This window comes from Streptomyces sp. NBC_01717, from assembly GCF_036248255.1.
In the GTDB taxonomy this organism is placed as follows: domain Bacteria; phylum Actinomycetota; class Actinomycetes; order Streptomycetales; family Streptomycetaceae; genus Streptomyces.
In genome coordinates, this window is sequence record NZ_CP109178.1 from 7,978,856 (window position 1) to 7,994,850 (window position 15,995).

General features: G+C 67.6%; 15 protein-coding genes and 1 pseudogene. 6 read left to right on the forward strand and 10 right to left on the reverse strand.

The genetic code is table 11. From position 1 onward, the window contains the following. Positions 1–258: 258 nt before the first annotated feature. The gene (locus OHB49_RS36175) at positions 259–1,167 is read right to left on the reverse strand and encodes an aminoglycoside phosphotransferase family protein (protein ID WP_329165099.1); all 909 of its coding nucleotides are present in this window, start codon (positions 1,165–1,167) and stop codon (positions 259–261) included. A gap of 384 nt (positions 1,168–1,551) precedes the next feature. On the opposite strand from OHB49_RS36175, the gene OHB49_RS36180 reads away from it, so the two are divergent. From OHB49_RS36180 to OHB49_RS36200, 5 genes and pseudogenes are all read left to right on the forward strand, one after another. Then, the gene (locus OHB49_RS36180; RefSeq protein WP_329165101.1) at positions 1,552–1,944 is read left to right on the forward strand and encodes a hypothetical protein; all 393 of its coding nucleotides are present in this window, start codon (positions 1,552–1,554) and stop codon (positions 1,942–1,944) included. Between the two features lie 283 nt (positions 1,945–2,227). After that, complete coding sequence (locus tag OHB49_RS36185) at positions 2,228–2,662, forward strand: SsgA family sporulation/cell division regulator (protein ID WP_329165102.1); 435 nt, start codon at positions 2,228–2,230, stop codon at positions 2,660–2,662. A 145-nt stretch (positions 2,663–2,807) separates the two neighbouring features. Next, positions 2,808–3,137, forward strand: coding sequence for an NIPSNAP family protein (locus tag OHB49_RS36190; protein WP_329165105.1), 330 nt, complete (start codon positions 2,808–2,810; stop codon positions 3,135–3,137). Positions 3,138–3,640: 503 nt separating this feature from the next. Continuing rightward, on the forward strand, positions 3,641–4,231 hold the full coding sequence (locus OHB49_RS36195; RefSeq protein ID WP_329165106.1) for a TetR/AcrR family transcriptional regulator: 591 nt from the start codon (positions 3,641–3,643) through the stop codon (positions 4,229–4,231). Between the two features lie 70 nt (positions 4,232–4,301). Beyond that, a pseudogene (locus OHB49_RS36200) lies at positions 4,302–4,596 on the forward strand (MMPL family transporter); the annotation flags it as partial. Between the two features lie 162 nt (positions 4,597–4,758). Here OHB49_RS36200 and OHB49_RS36205 read toward each other — a convergent pair. From OHB49_RS36205 to OHB49_RS36245, 9 genes are all read right to left on the reverse strand, one after another. Beyond that, positions 4,759–5,334 carry a TetR/AcrR family transcriptional regulator gene (locus OHB49_RS36205; RefSeq protein WP_329165107.1) on the reverse strand — a complete coding sequence of 192 codons (576 nt, stop codon included), beginning with the start codon at positions 5,332–5,334 and terminating at the stop codon, positions 4,759–4,761. Positions 5,335–5,642: 308 nt separating this feature from the next. Next, on the reverse strand, positions 5,643–6,350 hold the full coding sequence (locus OHB49_RS36210; protein WP_329165108.1) for a hypothetical protein: 708 nt from the start codon (positions 6,348–6,350) through the stop codon (positions 5,643–5,645). Between the two features lie 135 nt (positions 6,351–6,485). Continuing rightward, positions 6,486–6,908, reverse strand: coding sequence for an SsgA family sporulation/cell division regulator (locus OHB49_RS36215; protein WP_329165109.1), 423 nt, complete (start codon positions 6,906–6,908; stop codon positions 6,486–6,488). A 518-nt stretch (positions 6,909–7,426) separates the two neighbouring features. Further along, positions 7,427–7,708, reverse strand: coding sequence for a hypothetical protein (locus OHB49_RS36220; RefSeq protein ID WP_329165110.1), 282 nt, complete (start codon positions 7,706–7,708; stop codon positions 7,427–7,429). A 422-nt stretch (positions 7,709–8,130) separates the two neighbouring features. Further along, a complete protein-coding gene (locus OHB49_RS36225) occupies positions 8,131–8,754 on the reverse strand; it encodes a malonic semialdehyde reductase (RefSeq protein WP_329165112.1) in 624 nt (207 codons plus the stop codon). 148 nt (positions 8,755–8,902) lie between these two features. Next, positions 8,903–10,921, reverse strand: coding sequence for an acetoacetate--CoA ligase (locus tag OHB49_RS36230; RefSeq protein ID WP_329165114.1), 2,019 nt, complete (start codon positions 10,919–10,921; stop codon positions 8,903–8,905). Continuing rightward, entirely contained in the window at positions 10,918–12,552 is a 1,635-nt protein-coding gene (mhpA, locus tag OHB49_RS36235; RefSeq protein ID WP_329165115.1) for a bifunctional 3-(3-hydroxy-phenyl)propionate/3-hydroxycinnamic acid hydroxylase MhpA, read from the reverse strand. Before mhpA ends, OHB49_RS36230 begins: the two co-directional genes overlap by 4 nt. Beyond that, positions 12,549–13,487 (reverse strand): fumarylacetoacetate hydrolase family protein, encoded by a 939-nt coding sequence (locus OHB49_RS36240; RefSeq protein WP_329165117.1) that lies wholly within the window; start codon positions 13,485–13,487, stop codon positions 12,549–12,551. Before OHB49_RS36240 ends, mhpA begins: the two co-directional genes overlap by 4 nt. Beyond that, positions 13,484–14,629 (reverse strand): VOC family protein, encoded by a 1,146-nt coding sequence (locus OHB49_RS36245; protein WP_329165118.1) that lies wholly within the window; start codon positions 14,627–14,629, stop codon positions 13,484–13,486. Before OHB49_RS36245 ends, OHB49_RS36240 begins: the two co-directional genes overlap by 4 nt. Before the next feature lie 136 nt (positions 14,630–14,765). Between OHB49_RS36245 and OHB49_RS36250 the strand changes: the two genes are divergently transcribed. After that, the gene (locus OHB49_RS36250) at positions 14,766–15,401 is read left to right on the forward strand and encodes a TetR/AcrR family transcriptional regulator (RefSeq protein ID WP_329165119.1); all 636 of its coding nucleotides are present in this window, start codon (positions 14,766–14,768) and stop codon (positions 15,399–15,401) included. Positions 15,402–15,995 lie beyond the last annotated feature (594 nt).

Sequence of the window (15,995 nt, forward strand, 5' to 3'; positions counted from 1 at the left end):
ACCCGCTCCGAACGTATATCGCTCGGGTGTCCGTCACCACCCGAACCGCAGGCGGCCCGGTGGTCCGGGCGGTGCTCCACAGGATGATCGTCAATGGCCGCAGATGCCGATCGAACACTCGGAGGGACCGGCCGGGCTCCGGCTGAGGTGGGTCGACGGAGCCCTGGTCGGCCGGCTCCGAGGCGCCCGGTGCGGTGTTCTGCCGCGTGTCATTGAACCTGCGCCGTATTGCCCTTCCTCCTGGGCCGGGGAGGCCACTCAACGCGCAGCGGCGTCGGCGAGGATTGCCTGAAGACGTGCTCGGCATTCGGCGACGAAGGCGGGGAAGGTGTCCCAGTAGTAGGAGATCCCACTGACGCCCACTGCGACCGCCCAGGCGCGGGCGCGGGTCCAGGTCAACTCATCGAGGTTCAAGGTGTCCCAGTAGGCCTGTCGGGCTTGTGGCGGCAAATCCCAGACTGTGGAGTGCTCGGCGTCGGGAAAGCCGACCGAGAGTCCACCGAAGTCGATAACTGCGTGGAGCTTGCCTTCCCGGACCAAGAGGTTGGTCGGCTTGAGGTCGCCGTGGAGCCACACATGAGGCCCGGAGAGCTCGGGCAGTGCGAGCGCGGCTCGCCACAATTGTTCCAGAGTGTCAACGTCGAGCTCAGAACCCACCGTGGTGCGGCAGTCGTTGAGACACCTAGTGATCCACTGGTCGCACGGCTCCAGGCTGCCTCCGCGGTACCAGTTGAGGCCGTCCGTGCGGGTCGCTCCCATGAGGTCGATGCGATGGAGGCCCCTCACGATCGCCGCCAGGTCCGCTCCGAAGGCGGCCCAGTCCCGGACGGTGTCCGGGCTGGCTTCGTCACCGTCAATCCAGCGGTAGACCGACCAGACCATTGGGAAGGCATCGGTGGGCGTCCCGGCATGGACGGGCTCGGGAATCGGGCAGGCAAGGTGGCAGGCCAGGCGAGGAAGCCATTCCTGTTCCTTCCGCACGGACTGCCCGTTGTCGGCGGTTCGTGGAAGTCGCACGAGCAGGTCATGGCCCAGCCGATACATGGTGTTGTCCGTGCCCGCGCCTGCGGGCGACAACGTTAGGCCAGCCCACTCTGGGCGCTGTGCCTTCAGTAGTGCTCGGACTAGCGTCTCGTCGACTGGGATCTCATTCTCGTGAAGCGTCACGTCGGAAGTCTCCTCGCCAGATGGAACGGGAAGCCAATGACTTTTCGTCCCGAACGAGGCAGGTTCACTGAGACGTAGGCGCGCCCGACTGGGAGGCCGAGCAGGCCACAGAGCGGATTCAGTGGCAAGGTGACGCGATCAATCGCCTGCCGACTGTCATTGAGCTATTGCCCCACTTGCCTACCCAGGCCCGGCAGACGCCGCCAGAGGAGGCCGAAAGTGCGGGCCACTCAGCGCCCTCGACACTTCCATACACCGTATGGTACTAATGAAGGGCAGTTCCGTACGGCGTATGGAAAGGCACTCTTCGAGGACGCCGGGCGCATCACATCGCCTGCGCAAGCAACTGATGGTGCAGATTGCACCAATCCGGAAGGAATGACCATGAAGCTCAAGAAGCGCCTCTCTCTCACTGCTACCTCCGTAGTGGTGGCAGGTGTTGCCGTTCTCGGTGCCGGGGGCACCGCTTCGGCCGCGACTCCTGACTTCGCACACGTTCAGCGTCCGGCCGTCAGCGTCAAGGCCACCGACTACCGCTGGGACCACGGTGTCAGCTACCTGATCGAGCAGGGCTACTGCTGGGACGGAGTCCGCGGCCGGCATCACGACGACCGCGTCAACGACTCGACCCGATACAGCCGCGATGGTCACTGCTACCGCTGGGATGACACTGAATGCGGCTGGAAGTTCGACAGGTCGTACCGGCACCACTGGAACCGCTATGAACACGACGCCCGCGACTGGAACCACCACAACCGCAACCACAACGACCACTGAGACACACACCACCTTGCGCCCACAGGCCCAAACCGTTCGCATCGCCGTGATGCCTGCCGGAGGCAGGGGCGTGATCGCTGGTCCGGAGGGCCAGCGGTTTTGACCGTCGCCCAGGCGCCTGGCTGTGTGAGGGCCTGCCTCTCACACAGCCGGCGGACACCAACCCTGCGTAGCGGGCTCGCTCGCCCAGCGACGCCGACGTCACGAATCTTGGGGTCCGCCGACACCGTCCGGCACCCGGGCCCGCCGCCCGACGGCGGGGCGCAGCCAAGGCAGAGGCGCCGTGGAGTGGAAGCCGATGAAATCTTTGAGGACCGTGGTGCAGGAGGTGGCCGCGCAGCTTGTCGTCACGCGCGACTACTCGCTACCGCTGTGCATGCGCTTGCGGTACGAGCCCAGTGATCCCTATGTCGTCCGTGCCACCTTTTTTACCCACAGTGACGATCCGGGTGAATGGGTCCTGGGGCGTGATCTTCTGGCTGATGGCCTGAGCGGTTCCGCAGGCGATGGGGACATCCGGATCTGGTCGGCCACTGGCCATGGTGGCCAAGGGATGTACATCACCCTCGGGTCTTCCGCGGGCACCGCCTTGCTCGAAGTTCCCGTGCAGGACGTCAAAACCTTCCTGGAGAACACCGAGGCTTTGGTGCCACGGGGCGCCGAGTCCGGACACATCGACTGGGACATCGAACTGGCGAACCTGCGTGCAGAAAGCTGAGAGAAGCCTCCCAACTAGCCTGCCGAATCGATCCGTTGCGCGCCCCTTCGTCCGCTGTCGCCGGACGGAGGATCCGGACACAGCCTCCACTGCGTCACGCCCCCACCACTGACAACCATGCTCAATAGAAAAGGAACGAGTGTTCATGTCCCAGTACCAGCTTCGTGTCTACACACTGTGCAGCCCTGAGGCGCTCGTCGCCTACGAGGCCATCTGGTCCAAGCACATTCCCGGTATGGCCAAGCACCGGATCACCACACACGGCATCTGGACGGTGCCCACGGCTCTCGAGAGTGAGGCGCCCCAGCTGTACGCCCTCGTTTCCTACAGGGACGCCGACGACGTGCAGGAGCGACTGGGGGCGTACCTGTCCAGCCCAGAATTCCGCGCGGACATGGAGGGCTTCGACATCAGCCAGATCGTTGGGGTCGCCGAATCCGTACTGACGCCCACCGCTGCCTCACCCTTGCGGTGACAGGTACCGAGCCGCTCGAAGTGACCCACACGGTCGAAGATCGACCTTCGTGCCCCGGTCAGTGATCAAGTGGCCCGTTGTTGCATCACCTGACGCACACGTTCCCCCGGCTTGGACGGCGATGCCCTGAACGAGTCGGTCGCCGCCGACGGTCGGGCCTGGCATCTGGCGGCAGGATGACGATTCCGGCGACCTTTGAGTCCGTGTCAGAACGCGGCTCAAGCCATCATGTCGCCGGCCTTGTAGTGCAGTGGAATGTCGACGGATGTGTGGTCGCCGATGGGCCGGTGGAATGGCTCGGACTCGCCGAAGCCCCGAATGCGGCTGGAGGCCGGTCACCGGCCAGACCGTTGCCGCGCCGGCGCGTTCTGCGGCGCGGCCGTTCCGACGGACTTCTGGACGGTGATTCGGCGGGCGGATGCGACATAGCCCACGTACGAGACGATTTCGTTTCGATAGTGCTGCTGTACAAGACGGTTTCGTTCGGAACGGAGTGGGTGAGCATGGCTGATGCCGCAACGGTGCGCTGCAGCCGGATCACGCCCGCGCGCGAGGCCGAGCTCTACGCGGCCGTGCTCGATCTGCTCCGGGAGGTCGGCTACGACGCCCTGACCATGGACGCCGTGGCCGTCCGCGCCAGGGCCAGCAAGGCCACCCTCTACCGCCAGTGGGGAAGCAAGCCGGAGTTGGTCGTTAAGGCGCTCAGGCACCAGAAGCCGGTGAGCATAGGCGAGATCGACACCGGGAGCCTGCGGGGCGACTTCCACGAAATGGTCATGCATGCGGACGACTGCCGGATGGAGCAGGACACCTCGCTGATGCGGGGCCTGGCCATGGCGGTGCGCGAGAACGCCGACCTTCTGCGCGCCCTGCGTGAGCTGTTGTTCGAGCCGGAGACGACCGGCCTCGACCGGATGCTGCGGCGGGCCGTGGAGCGGGGCGAGATCCGCGCGGACAACCCCACGCTGGAGTACGTACCGCAAATGCTGGTCGGCGCCCTTGTCGTCCGGGGGCTGATCGACAACCAGCCGCCCACGCAGGCATTCCTCACCTCGTACATCGACGCTGTGGTCCTCCCCGCCCTCGGCGCCTGACATCCCGGGGGCCCCGCACCCCTCTCGCGGTATCCGACTCGGCCGCTCACGTCGTCGGCTGATGACACCCGTCGTGCTGGTGATCACCCTCGGTTTGCGGATAGCGGCGGGACTGTTGCTCACCGCACTGATCGGCGTCGGCGTCGGCATCTCCACGATCACCGCGCTGGCGAACACGCTCGCGCTGGGCTTCATCCTCGCCCTGATCTCGCCGTCGGCATCGACTACCCGTCTCCCGCTACCGCGCCGAGGGCCGTGAGCGCGAGGCGGCGGCGGGCTGGGCCGCCGGCGCAGTCGTCATTGCGGTCCTCATCGCGCTCACCCTCATCCCGGCGCTCCTCGGATACGCGGGCAGGAAGGTGCTGCCCGCGGCGTGAGGAGCAAGCCGCTCGGCGGCGGCCGCAAGAAGGCCAAGGGCGACCGGGCAAGCGGCGATCTGCCCTCCGGCCGCGGCGCGGTCGCGCATGGGGGCAGGTGACTGACCAGGGATGGTGCGTCAGCGGAGCCCACGGCAGCCGCTTGCTCCGTCACGGCTCCCTGCGGGCGAGATGGCTTTCCAAGCCAGCGATGGTGGCGTCCAGCGCATAGCTGAACGTCGCGTCGACCACGTCCGTCGCGGGTGCGGGCGCGTCTTCCCCGTCGGTGCTGGCTGGTGCCGGCGGCAGGGTGGCCCAGCGCTGGAGTGCTCCGGTCAGTTCGCTGAGCAGCAGCCCCGTGAAGACCGCGCACAGGGAGGCAGCGACGCGCGGGATTGCCGAGGCCGGCAGTCCCGCGGCGGCCAGTGTCTCGGTGAGTCCCCGCCAAAAGGGGTCTTCCGGCTGGACGTAGTCGGCGCGTGCGAAGGAGTACTCCATCAACCTGGGGTGGCGGTGTGCCAAGGCACGGAAGTCCAGGGCCAGTTGGCGCATGCGGTCCTGCCAGGGAATGTCCTCCCGCTGCCCCTCGCGGAACTGTGATCCGACGCGCGCGGCCACGCCGTGCAGCAGCGCTTCCTTATTCGGCACGTGGTGGTACAGCGACATAGGGTTCGCATCCAGCGCGGTCGCGAGTTTACGCATGGTGAGCGCGTCGACCCCATCCGCGTCGATGAGTTGCAGCGCCATGGCGTAGATGCCGTCCTTGGTAAGCGGGACGTCCCTCTTCCTGGTCCCCCGGGGGGCCTTCCTCACCTTTTCCATACGTCGTATGGTACCACTGAAACGGTTACGTACGACATGTGGAAACTCGGAACGAGAACCGCCGCATTCCCCTGGTGCCGTAGTGAGCTGCTCGATGACCGCCCCTGCCAGCAGGCTGTGAGCTGGGAGGACGAGGAGAACCTGGCCAACGTACACGGGCGCAAAGCCGTCAGGACGTGTCGTACGTGCAGTGCGACACGTCTGTCCTCGCCGAGCTCATGAGCATGTTCCGCCTACAGATCGGTACCGGCGTTGCCGTCGTCGCTCGAGGAGTCTCGCTGCTTGGCCTCACCCTGGCCGGAAGCGTCCTTCTCCTGCTTGTCCAAGAGCTCCAGGAGCGCGACGTCTGCCTTTTGCTGATCCTCCTTCGTCAGTTCAAGAGGTGCGTTGTTGTAGACGGCGTACCGGACGGGATCAATGATGTTGGTGGTCCTCAAGGTGAACGTCACAAGCGGGCGCCACCCCTTTCTGTGGCCAACCCTCACTTGAACTTGGACCTTGTAGTCACGGGCCTCCGGAACGAGCCCAGGAAACGGTGCCTCAAACTCAATGAAGAGTTGTTGAGCTGCTCTGCCGGCCACAACGAATCCGGCTGGCAACTTCGCTTCCTCGTCCGGCCCGGGTTGAAGCCGAGACGGTGAAGACATCCACAGGAGTGGTAGATGAGAGGCGGGCTCATCAGGGAAGGTGAGCCTGAGATCCTGTACAACTATCGGCTTGGCACCGGTGTTGTGAAGGACGAGCGGTAGCCGCAGGCGAACCAGAGAGGAGGTGAAAGTCGCCGCAAAAGAATGAGGCTCCCACGACTTCAAGCGCCCTTGCCTGGAATTGAGCCACCAGAATGAGGCGACGGTGAAGACCAGTGCGCAGACCGACACGACGGCGGCGCCAGAAATCGATGAGAACGCATGCTGATCAGCAGCGGTCATCAGCGGGGACACACATTCAGTGTGCCAGCCTCAGGAGGGGCACGCTAACCGTTGCCCATGGGCCTGCAGTCAGTCAGGGCGGTCTCGGCCTGCAGCGGCACATTTGCTGCAATCGCGGCTAAATCCCGGCGCCCGAGCAGGGAAACCTCAGCCCTTGGCGAGGAGGTGCCTCAGCAGCGCGTCCGAGTCGATGTGCTCGGACTCGGACCCTGTAGGCACGTGCGCCTCCGTTTCCTGCAGGAACTTCTTGAGGTCCTGCTCCGGAGCTTCGAGCAGCGCCACACCATCTGGTGGCTTGAGGACGATGTACACGGACCCGCGGTCGCGCTCGCCGGCTGGCCAGAGCCGAACATCACCCTCGCCGACGGGGCCCTTCAGACCCTCGATCAGTAGATCGCGTCCGATGATCCATTCCACCGCTTCATCGCTATCGTCCAGGGTGAACGCGGCACGAACGGCATAAGGATCACTAGGCTCGTACCGCAGCCTCATGTACATGGACAGGGAAATTTCGTGCGAGACGACAAGCTGTACGGGTAGACCGGGTATCACGGTTCTCATTGACTTCATGGGTTCGCTCCTGGTGCCTCGAGCCATAGGGGGATGGCTGCAGCGGGACCGGCGACGGAAGGCACGACAGCGCTCGCAGTAGCTACATCTTGTGCCGTCGCCAGGGTGTCGGGCCGGTCGGCAGGAGCAGAGGCAGAGGAAGCCACTGCTGACGGCTGGGGCATTAGAGAGATGCAGGCAACCTCGGTTGCCGGGCAAGAGTCTGTTCGTGCAAGGGGTCACTGCCCTGCCGGTCGCTGTAGCGGCTTCGGAGTGTTGAGTTCCATCGCGCTAGGGATGTGTACCGGGGTCCCAGGTACGAGACGGCCTCGCCGCGCGAGGGCCCACAGCCTGGCGGTATCTCTGCAGCAGTCGAGGCGCGCGTGTCGTCTTTGGGGCCCGCTCGTGGAGGCCGCGATGAGTACCTGTCCCCGAACCGGATCGGTAAGCCAGGCTGGTGAGGTCGGGTAGCCGGGTCCCGGCTACCCGACCTCAACTGGATCGCCGTCGCCGTGCCGCTGGCCTCTGAAAGGCCTCACTCAACCGAGAGCGAGCACGAGGATGCAGACAAGGGCGATGACCGAGCCGGCGATTACCCAAACGAGCCCGAGGAACCGGGTGAGCTGCGCTTCGCGACGGTGTGTCCATGTCGACCAACCAGGGGCCGGCGCGAGTCGGCGCGCACGCTGCTTCTCGGCCTGGCTGCGGGCCCAGGCTGAGCCCCACGGGGAGAGATGGAAGGCGCCGAGGAAGAGGAACACCAGACTGACGACCAGCATGAATCCGAATATGAAGGGCGGCGGACCAGCCAGTGCGATCATGGACTGATGGTGGAGTGCGGCATCCCCACGGTCAAGCGTTCCGCCACGGCGAAAGGCGCGGGTTGGCGGTCGCGGTGGTGACCGCGGTCATCAGTCTCGTGTGTGCTCACGGGAGGCCGGCTGGCTTGCGCGGCGGGACTGTCGGCGGGTGATGCGCCCGGTGATCAGGGTGATCGCGGCCCAGTCAGTCGCCGCATGGCACGCGGCACCCTTTAATGACCCTGGCTGTAGCCACTCGTTGAGGGCCGCTATGAGGGCGGTCGCTTCCAGGAAGTCCATCAGAGCTACTTCGGGCAGGGGAGAAAAGTGGGCGCCGGCACTCAGGAGAGCACCGGCGCCCACGGCATGGCACGTCTTACCGCCGACCACTCTCGGGCTGCTCGGCCTTCCGTTCCGGCGCGCCCAGGCGGCGGCAGGGGCCGTCAGACCCAGGCGACGGCGTCCTCGACGGGCACGCGGGGCAGCCGCGGGAACCACGGGTCTGCACCGGGGTGACCGATGTTGACCACCAGATGCGAACGCCAGCTGGTACCGGTGAAGAACTCCCCATCCACGCCGGCCCTGTCGAAGCCCGCCATGGGACCCGCCGCGAGCCCCGCCGCGCGCACCGCGAGCAGGAAGACCCCGGTCTGCAGTGCCGAGTTGTAGGCCGCGATGCTCTCGCGCTTCTCGACCTGGTCGGCGAAGGCCGCTCGCAGCATGTCGCCCCGAGCCGGGAAGACCGTCGGCATCTGCTCGTGGAAGTCGACGTCGTACGCCAGGATCGCCACGGCCGGCGCACTGAGCGTCTTGGCCCTGTTGCCCTCGTCGAGATGCCGGCCCAGGCGCTCCTTGCCCTCGCGCGTGCGCACGAAGAGCACGCGCAGAGGCTGACCGTTGGCGGCGCTCGGCGACCAGCGGGCGAGTTCCCAGATCTTGGCGAGTTCGTCGTCGGCAACATCCGTTGCGGCAAAGGTATTCGCGGTGCGGGCCTCGGTGAACAGCACCTTTCGCCCGGCATCGTCAAGGACGTCGAGGGCCTGCGGTTCGTAGTCGGTCATGTTCATGGTTTCTCTCTTACTTGGTTATGCGAATGGTGTGGTGCCGGGGCGGGTTGACCGCCCCGGCACCACGCGGTGGGGACGGGGTTTGCGGAGCCGGGCGGGGCACAAGGACTCCGTGCTGTCACGTGGGCCCGTGGCCCCCTGGCCGATGTCATGTGAGGCGTGTTGACCGCTTGTTCCGCTCCGCGCCCAGGCGGGCGAAGTAGGCGATCAGGTCGGGGTCGTCGACCGCCGCGGGGTTCAGGACCTGCTCGGCGGGGACGCCCTGGAGCAGGCGCTTGACGGGAACCTCGAGCTTCTTGCCGGTCTTCGTGTGCGGGAGGGCCGGTACGGCGATGATCTCGTCGGGGACATGGCGGGGTGTGGCGCCGGCGCGGATCGCGTCGCTGATCCGGTCGCGCAGGGAGTCGTCCAGGCCGACCCCGTCGGCGAGGACCACGAAGAGCGGCATCCAGTAGCCGCCGTCGGGTTCCTCCGCGCCGATGACGAGGGCCTCGGTGATCTCCGGGAGGCGTTCGACGGCGTCGTGGATGTCGGCGCTGCCCATGCGCACGCCGTTACGGTTGAGGGTGGCGTCGGAGCGGCCGTGGACGATCACCGAGCCGTGTGAGGTGAGGGTGATCCAGTCGCCGTGGCTCCACACACCGGGGTAGGCGCCGAAGTAGGCGTTGCGGTACCGGCTGCCGTCGGGGTCGTTCCAGAAGTACAGCGGCATGGACGGCATGGGCCGGGTGACGACCAGTTCGCCGACCTGGTCGAGGACAGAGGTGCCCGCGGCATCGTAGGCGGCCAGCGCCACGCCCAGATTGGGGGCAGACAGCTCCCCTACCCAGACGGGGGTCGTGGGGGCGCTGCCGGCGAAGGCGGAGACGACGTCCGTACCGCCGCTGGTGGACGCCAGCTGGATGCCTGCGCCCACGTGGTCGCGGACCCAGGGGTAGGCGGATGCGGGCAGGGCGGAGCCGGTGGAGCCGATGACGCGGATGGCCGACACGTCGTGCACGGAGGGTTCGATGCCCAGCTTGGCCATGGCCAACAGGTACTGGGGACTGGTGCCGAAGACGGTGACCTTGTGGCGGTCCGCCAGCTCCCACAGGATGTCCGGTCGCGCCTGCGGTGCCGGGCTGCCGTCGTAGGTGCAGGTGGTGGCACCGGTCAGCAGGGCGGAAACGACCAGGTTCCACATCATCCAGTGGGTCGTGGTGTACCACAGCAGGCGGTCCCCGACGCCCAGATCGGTGTGCAGGCCGAGGATCTTGAAGTGCTCGAGCAGGACCCCGCCGTGGCCATGGACGATGCCCTTGGGCAGTCCGGTGGTGCCGGAGGAGAACACCACCCAAAGAGGGTGATCGAACGGCACCTGGGCAAAAGAGAGGTCCTCGGTGCGGGTGGCCGCGTCCTCCCAGGGCACCGTCAGCCCCGGGTGCCCGGCCTTGGGCCAGGCAAGGCCCACGTGCTCCACGCGCACCGTGGCCTTCAGCGTGGGCAAGGCGCGGGCCAGTTCGAGCGAGGCGGTCCGGCGGTCGTGTGCGGTGCCGTTGAAGCGGTAGCCGTCCGCGGTGATCAGCACCGTGGGTTCGAGCTGAGCGAAGCGGTCGGCGGCGGCCTTGGGCGCATAGTCCTGGCCGCACACCGACCACACCGCGCCGAGACTGGCGGTGGCGAGGAAGGCGATGACGGCATGGGGGGTGTTGGGCAGGTAACCCACCACCCGGTCGCCCTGTCCGACGCCCAGGTCGCGCAGGGTGGCGGCGACGGAGGCGACCCTGGCGCGCAGCTCACGGCCCGTGATCTCGTAGCCGGCTCCGGTCTCGTCCAGCGCGGTGATCGCGGGAGCGTCCGGCTGCAAATTGCGCAGCGCGTGGTGAGCGTAATTGAGCGTAGCGCCGGGGAACCAGCGGGCGCCGGGCATGGTCTCCTCGTCCAGCACCCGCTCGTACCCGGTCGCCGCGTCGATGTCGAAGTACTCCCACACCGTCTCCCAGAACCCTTCCAGGTCGGTGACGGACCAGTCGTACAGGGCTTGGTAATCGGTGGGGTCCTGGATCCCTTCGGTGCCCTGGTGGCGGGCCGCCCATCGGGCGAAGTCCGCGATACGGCTGCGGGCGGCCGTCTTCGGGGCGGGGGTGAAGAAAGGTTCCGGGTGCGGCGTGGGGTGCGGGGTGGTCATGGTGTGGGGCTCCTCGGCGGAGGGACGGGCCGGGCATCGGCGATATGGCGGGCCGTGTGGAGCAGGGGGGCCCAGACGGCGGTGTCCGTGAAATCGCCGGTGCCGATGGGGACGGTGTCCATCACGGCGCGGTCGGGGCGCAGCAGGACGGCGTCGGCTCGGCCGCGTGCCAGCCAGGTGGCCAGGGTGCCGTCGTCGCCCAGGTCGTCGATGTGAATCGTGGATGCGCCCAGTGCCGTGGCCACAGCCGTCACCTGCGGGGTGGGTGGCACGGCGGTCAGGACGGCGAAGGAGTCCCCGAGGACGTCATCGAGGCGCACTCGCCTGCCGTCGCGCTGAACCCAGGGCTGCGGGCAGAAGGTGCCGGCCAGCACGCGGCCGGTCAGCCGGGGACGGCGGCGTACCAGCGGACCGGCGGCCAGGGCGGGGCTGAGGTCGCGGCTCACCGCCGCGGTCACGCCGGGGATGCGGCACGCTGCGCCCACGACGGCCCGGCGGAGCGCTGCGGCGCGGTCCTGGCCGCCGGTCATGGCCCAGCCGACGGCGACCGCGACGCGGATCACGTGGCGGGCGTGCGGCTTGCGCTCGTGCTCGTAGGTGTCCAGCAGTCCTTCGTCTGCGCCTTGTTGGAGGACCCGGGCGAGTTTCCAGGTGAGGTTGTGGGCGTCGCGCAGGCCCGTGCACAGCCCCTGCCCGATGAAGGGCGGGGTGAGGTGGGCGGCGTCGCCCAGCAGGAAGACGCGTCCCCGGCGCCACCGGTCGGCGAGGCGGGCGCGGAAGGTGTACTGCGCCTGCCGAATCACCTCGAAGTCGTCGCCCGGGGAGGCATCGGACGGCAGGTCCACCCAGGGGGCGACCAGCTCGCGCAGGCGCTCCAGCCCGTCCGGACCGTCCAGGGGCTGATCGTCGGGCAGCCGGAACTCCCAGCGGTAGCGGTCTTCGCCGACGCGCATGAAAGTGGCCGGCTGGGTGGGGCAGCAGATCTGCTCGGCGCCTTCCCAGCTGCGCACCCGGAGGCTGGTGCGCACGTCGATGACTCGCCAGCTCTCCTCGAAGTGCAGGTCCTCCCATGTGGCGCCGATGGCGTCGCGGGTGACGCTGCCCGAGCCATCGCAGCCGAGGACGGCATCGGCCCAAAGGTGCTCGTCCTCGTCGCTGCCGTCGCGGCGGAAGGTGACCCGGACCGGACCAGTCGAACCCTTTGCTCCATCTGCGTTCTGGCTGACGGAAACGACCTCCACCCCGCCCCGCAGCTCACACTCGGGGCGGTTCGCCAGGGCGTCGCGCAGCAGGTGTTCCAGTTCGGGCTGGTCGAACATGCTGGTCTGCGGAAAGCCGTGATGTCCCTGCGGGGACCGCGCGATTTCGGCGATCACGCGGTGCCTGGCGTCCAGCAGCCGGAGCCCGCGTGCCGGGCGGGCGAGGGCGGCGAATTCCTCGTGGACGCCGACACTCTGCAGGATCCGGCGGACCTCGTCGTCCACGACAACGGCGCGCGGCAAGGGGTAGACGTCCCGGTGGCGCTCCAGGACGACGCTGTGTACTCCGCGTCGGGCGAGCAGGAGAGCGGCCGTGACCCCCACGGGTCCCGCACCGATGATCACCACTGGTGTCCGGGATGCGGCGCTCATGGGGTACCCGTTACAGAGGTCCGCTGCTCGCCGAGGTCGATCCGCCCGTCCGGGGTGGCGATCGTGGCGGTGATGAGGTCACCATTACGCAGGTAACGGGGGTTTTTGGCCTGGCTGTTGAAGAACGCCTTCCACTTCAGCGCGGGCGGCAGCAGTGCTGCGATCTTCTCGACAGGCTTGGGCGGGGCTTTCAGGGCCGTGCCGCCGGGCGTGCCGGTCAGCAGCAGGTCGCCCCGGTCGAGGGTCTGGAAGCGGGCGAGCAGGGTGAGGGCCTGCGCGGGTCGTACGATCATGTCGGCGAGTGTGCGGTCCTGGCGCGGCTCGCCGTTGACCGACAACCGCAGCCGCAGGTTGAGCAGGTGGGCGAAGTCCTCGGGTTCCAGCAGGGCCAGGTACGGACCCGTCGGTGTGAAAGTTGGATAGGACTTGCTCTCGTAGAACTGGGTCTTGGTCAACTGGACGTCGCGGGCGCTGACGTCGTTGGTCAGGACGAGACCGGCGACGTAGCGCGGCAGGTCACTCTCTTCCACGACGGTGCCCACGGGCAGAGGTGCGCCCATGACGAGGGCGAGTTCCACCTCGTAATCGAGGAACTTCACGTGTGAGGGGCGGACGATCTCCTCGTGCGGGCCGCTGACGGAGCCGGACGCCTTGCGGAAGAAGGTGGGCGGGATGTCGCCGGTGAAGCCCGAATCCTTGGCGTGGCTGTGGTAGTTGACCATTTGGGCGACCACCCGGCAGGGGGTCGTGACCGGAGGCAGGGCCACCAGGTCGGCGACGGGCGTGCCGCTTTCGGCGGAGGTGGCGGCCTCGCGGACCGCGTCCCGGTCGGCGAGCAGATCGGCAGTGGTGACTGCCTGGGTCTCGATACGGACGGCGCGCTCGTCCCGGACGGCCCACCAGCCGTCGGTGGTGCGCATAACGTTGGTGCTCATGAGCTCATCGCTTTCATCAGGCCCAGCAGGCGTGCGGGGTCGAGTTCGTTGTCGTCGCGCAGGGCCGTCATGACCTCGCGGAGCTTGGCGGGAGACGGGTTTGTGCCCAGGAAGTCGCGGGTGACCGGCGGGCCCCACTGGGCCAGGCCGCTCCCCGACATCGGCGCCCAGCCCGGTTCGAGGTCGCAGGAGAACAGGTCGCCGTCGGCGAAGTGCTCCAGCATGAAGTGGTCGGGGTCGCGCCAGTAGTCGAAGAGCTGGCTGCCCTGGATGTGCCGGCCGATCCCCCAGCTGCGCCGGTAGCCACGCTCGGCAAGGTACTCACCGCCGACGGCGATCGCGTCGAGGTCGGTGACCTGGTAGGCGGAGTGGACATAGCCGGTTCCGGGTCCCAGGTGCAGGGCCAGCGTGTGGTGATCGACGGCCACGCCTCCCTGGTCGCACCGGATGAACGCCATGGTCGGCCCGCGCCCGCGCTGCCCGTCCAGGAACAGGAAGTCGGACACGATCATCCCGAGGGTGTCCAGGTACCAGTCCAGGGTGCGGGCAAACACCCGAGTCTCCAGCACCACATGGCCCAGCCGCTGGATACGGGACGGCTCACGGGGCGGACGCTGGGCGGTGTTCGTACGACGGGGCTCGGTGCCGAAGTTGAGGATCAGCGGCTGCTGCTCGGGCAGCGCGGGTAGCTGCTCGGCGCAGTACACGACCCGGACCGCCAGGCCCGAGGGATCGAGCAGGGCGACCGACTGCCCACCGCCAGGTACGCCGATGTCCCGGACGGTACTGCCGGTAGCGCGGGCGAGCCGGTCCAGGTCGGCCCGCTCGGCCGCGCGGAACGCCGGCCCGACGAACCGGGACGCACGCCCCAGCCGGATGACCATGCAGGGTGAGCCCGCGAACGTGCCGCGCAGCCACAGCTCCTTCTCGGTGCGGGCGGCGATCGCGAACCCGAAGTCACGCGCGAACACCTCGGCCTGGTCCAGGTCCGGCTTCTCGAACTCCAGCCAGGCCAGATCCGCCACCTTGAGCACGGGATTCCGGGAACGTCCGGGGTGCTCTCCGCGCAGGGCGCCCTGCTCACTGTGAAGGTCTTGGTGGGGCGTCGGGGGAGTGGCCCTGTTAACGGGGGTGTGGGACATGGTGTCCTCCAAGCAACATTGCCGTAATGAGAAAATCATCAACTTTGACTTGCTCATCGTCAATGGGTTCGGGCCAAATAATTGATAATCTCATCAGTAATGGCAGACTGATCGTAACGGTTGTTACACTCGCCGTATGCCGACGTCAGCCCTGACCAAGAACCGCTTCGAGCGGCGCCGCGCCGAGACCCGGCAAGCGCTCGTCCGCGCGGCCCGGCAGATCCTCGCGGAGACCGGGGACACCAGCGCCAGCATCCAGGCCATCGCCGAGCGCGCCGACGTGGGTTTCGGCTCCTTCTACAACCACTTCGAGTCCAAGACGGAGCTGTTCGACGCCGCGGTGACGGACGCCCTGGAGGAGTTCGGGCAGGTCATCGACGACCGTGTCGAAGGGATCGAAGATCCGGCCGAACTGGTCGCCGCGGGCTTCCGGCTCACCGCCCGGATGGCCGACTCTCACCCGGAACTCATGCGGATCCTGCGTGATCGCGGTCTGGCCCACATTCACGCGGACCGTGGCTTGTCACCGCGAGCCCTGCGCGACCTGGAGATCGGAATCGCCTCGGGCCGCTTCAACTGCAGCAACGCGACCACCGCTCTGTCCGCCCTGGGCGGGACCCTGCTGTCCCTCGTGGCGCTGAGGCTGGCCCGCCCGGACCTCGACGGCGACGAGACCGCCTCCGACCTGGCCGAAATGGTCCTGCGCATGCTCGGCCTCCCGCCGGACGACGCCCATGAGGTCACCCGGCGTTCCCTGCCCGCCCTCGACTGACAGCTCAGGGACCGGCGTCCGTCCAGAAGCCTCCGGGCCCCTGCGTGCTCGCACCGGATGGCGGCGGCCCCGCCGCCGCTGCAACGTAAGGCCAGCAGCCAGCTTCAGCACTGCCGACTCGAGTGCATTGCAGTCGAGAGGGAACTGCCGGCTCGGGGCGTGCGGACACGGGCGATCTACTCGATCCAGGTGCTGGCCATGCTTGAGCACACTGAACTGCTCCAGCACCTCGTGCTCCTCGGGGGAACAAGCCCGGGTGCTGCCCCATGTGCCGTCGAAGCTGCTGGTATTCGACCGCCGCGATGCCGTCGTTCCGCTCACCGCCGGCGCCGACGGCCTGCGCAGTACCGCCCCCTGGTCCACTGGGCACCGCCGGGCGACACCCTCGTCGACCTCTTCGAGGCCAGCTGGCAGCAGGCCACCCCGTGTTCGGCAACGGGCCCAGGAGACGGATGACCATCCCGACCTGATCGACGCCGACTGTGCTGTGCTCCACCTGCTCCACGCGGGGCTGAAGGGCGAGACCTTAGCCCCCCAACTCGGCCTCAGCGAACGTACCCTGCGCCGCCGAATCACCGACCTGACCACCCGCCT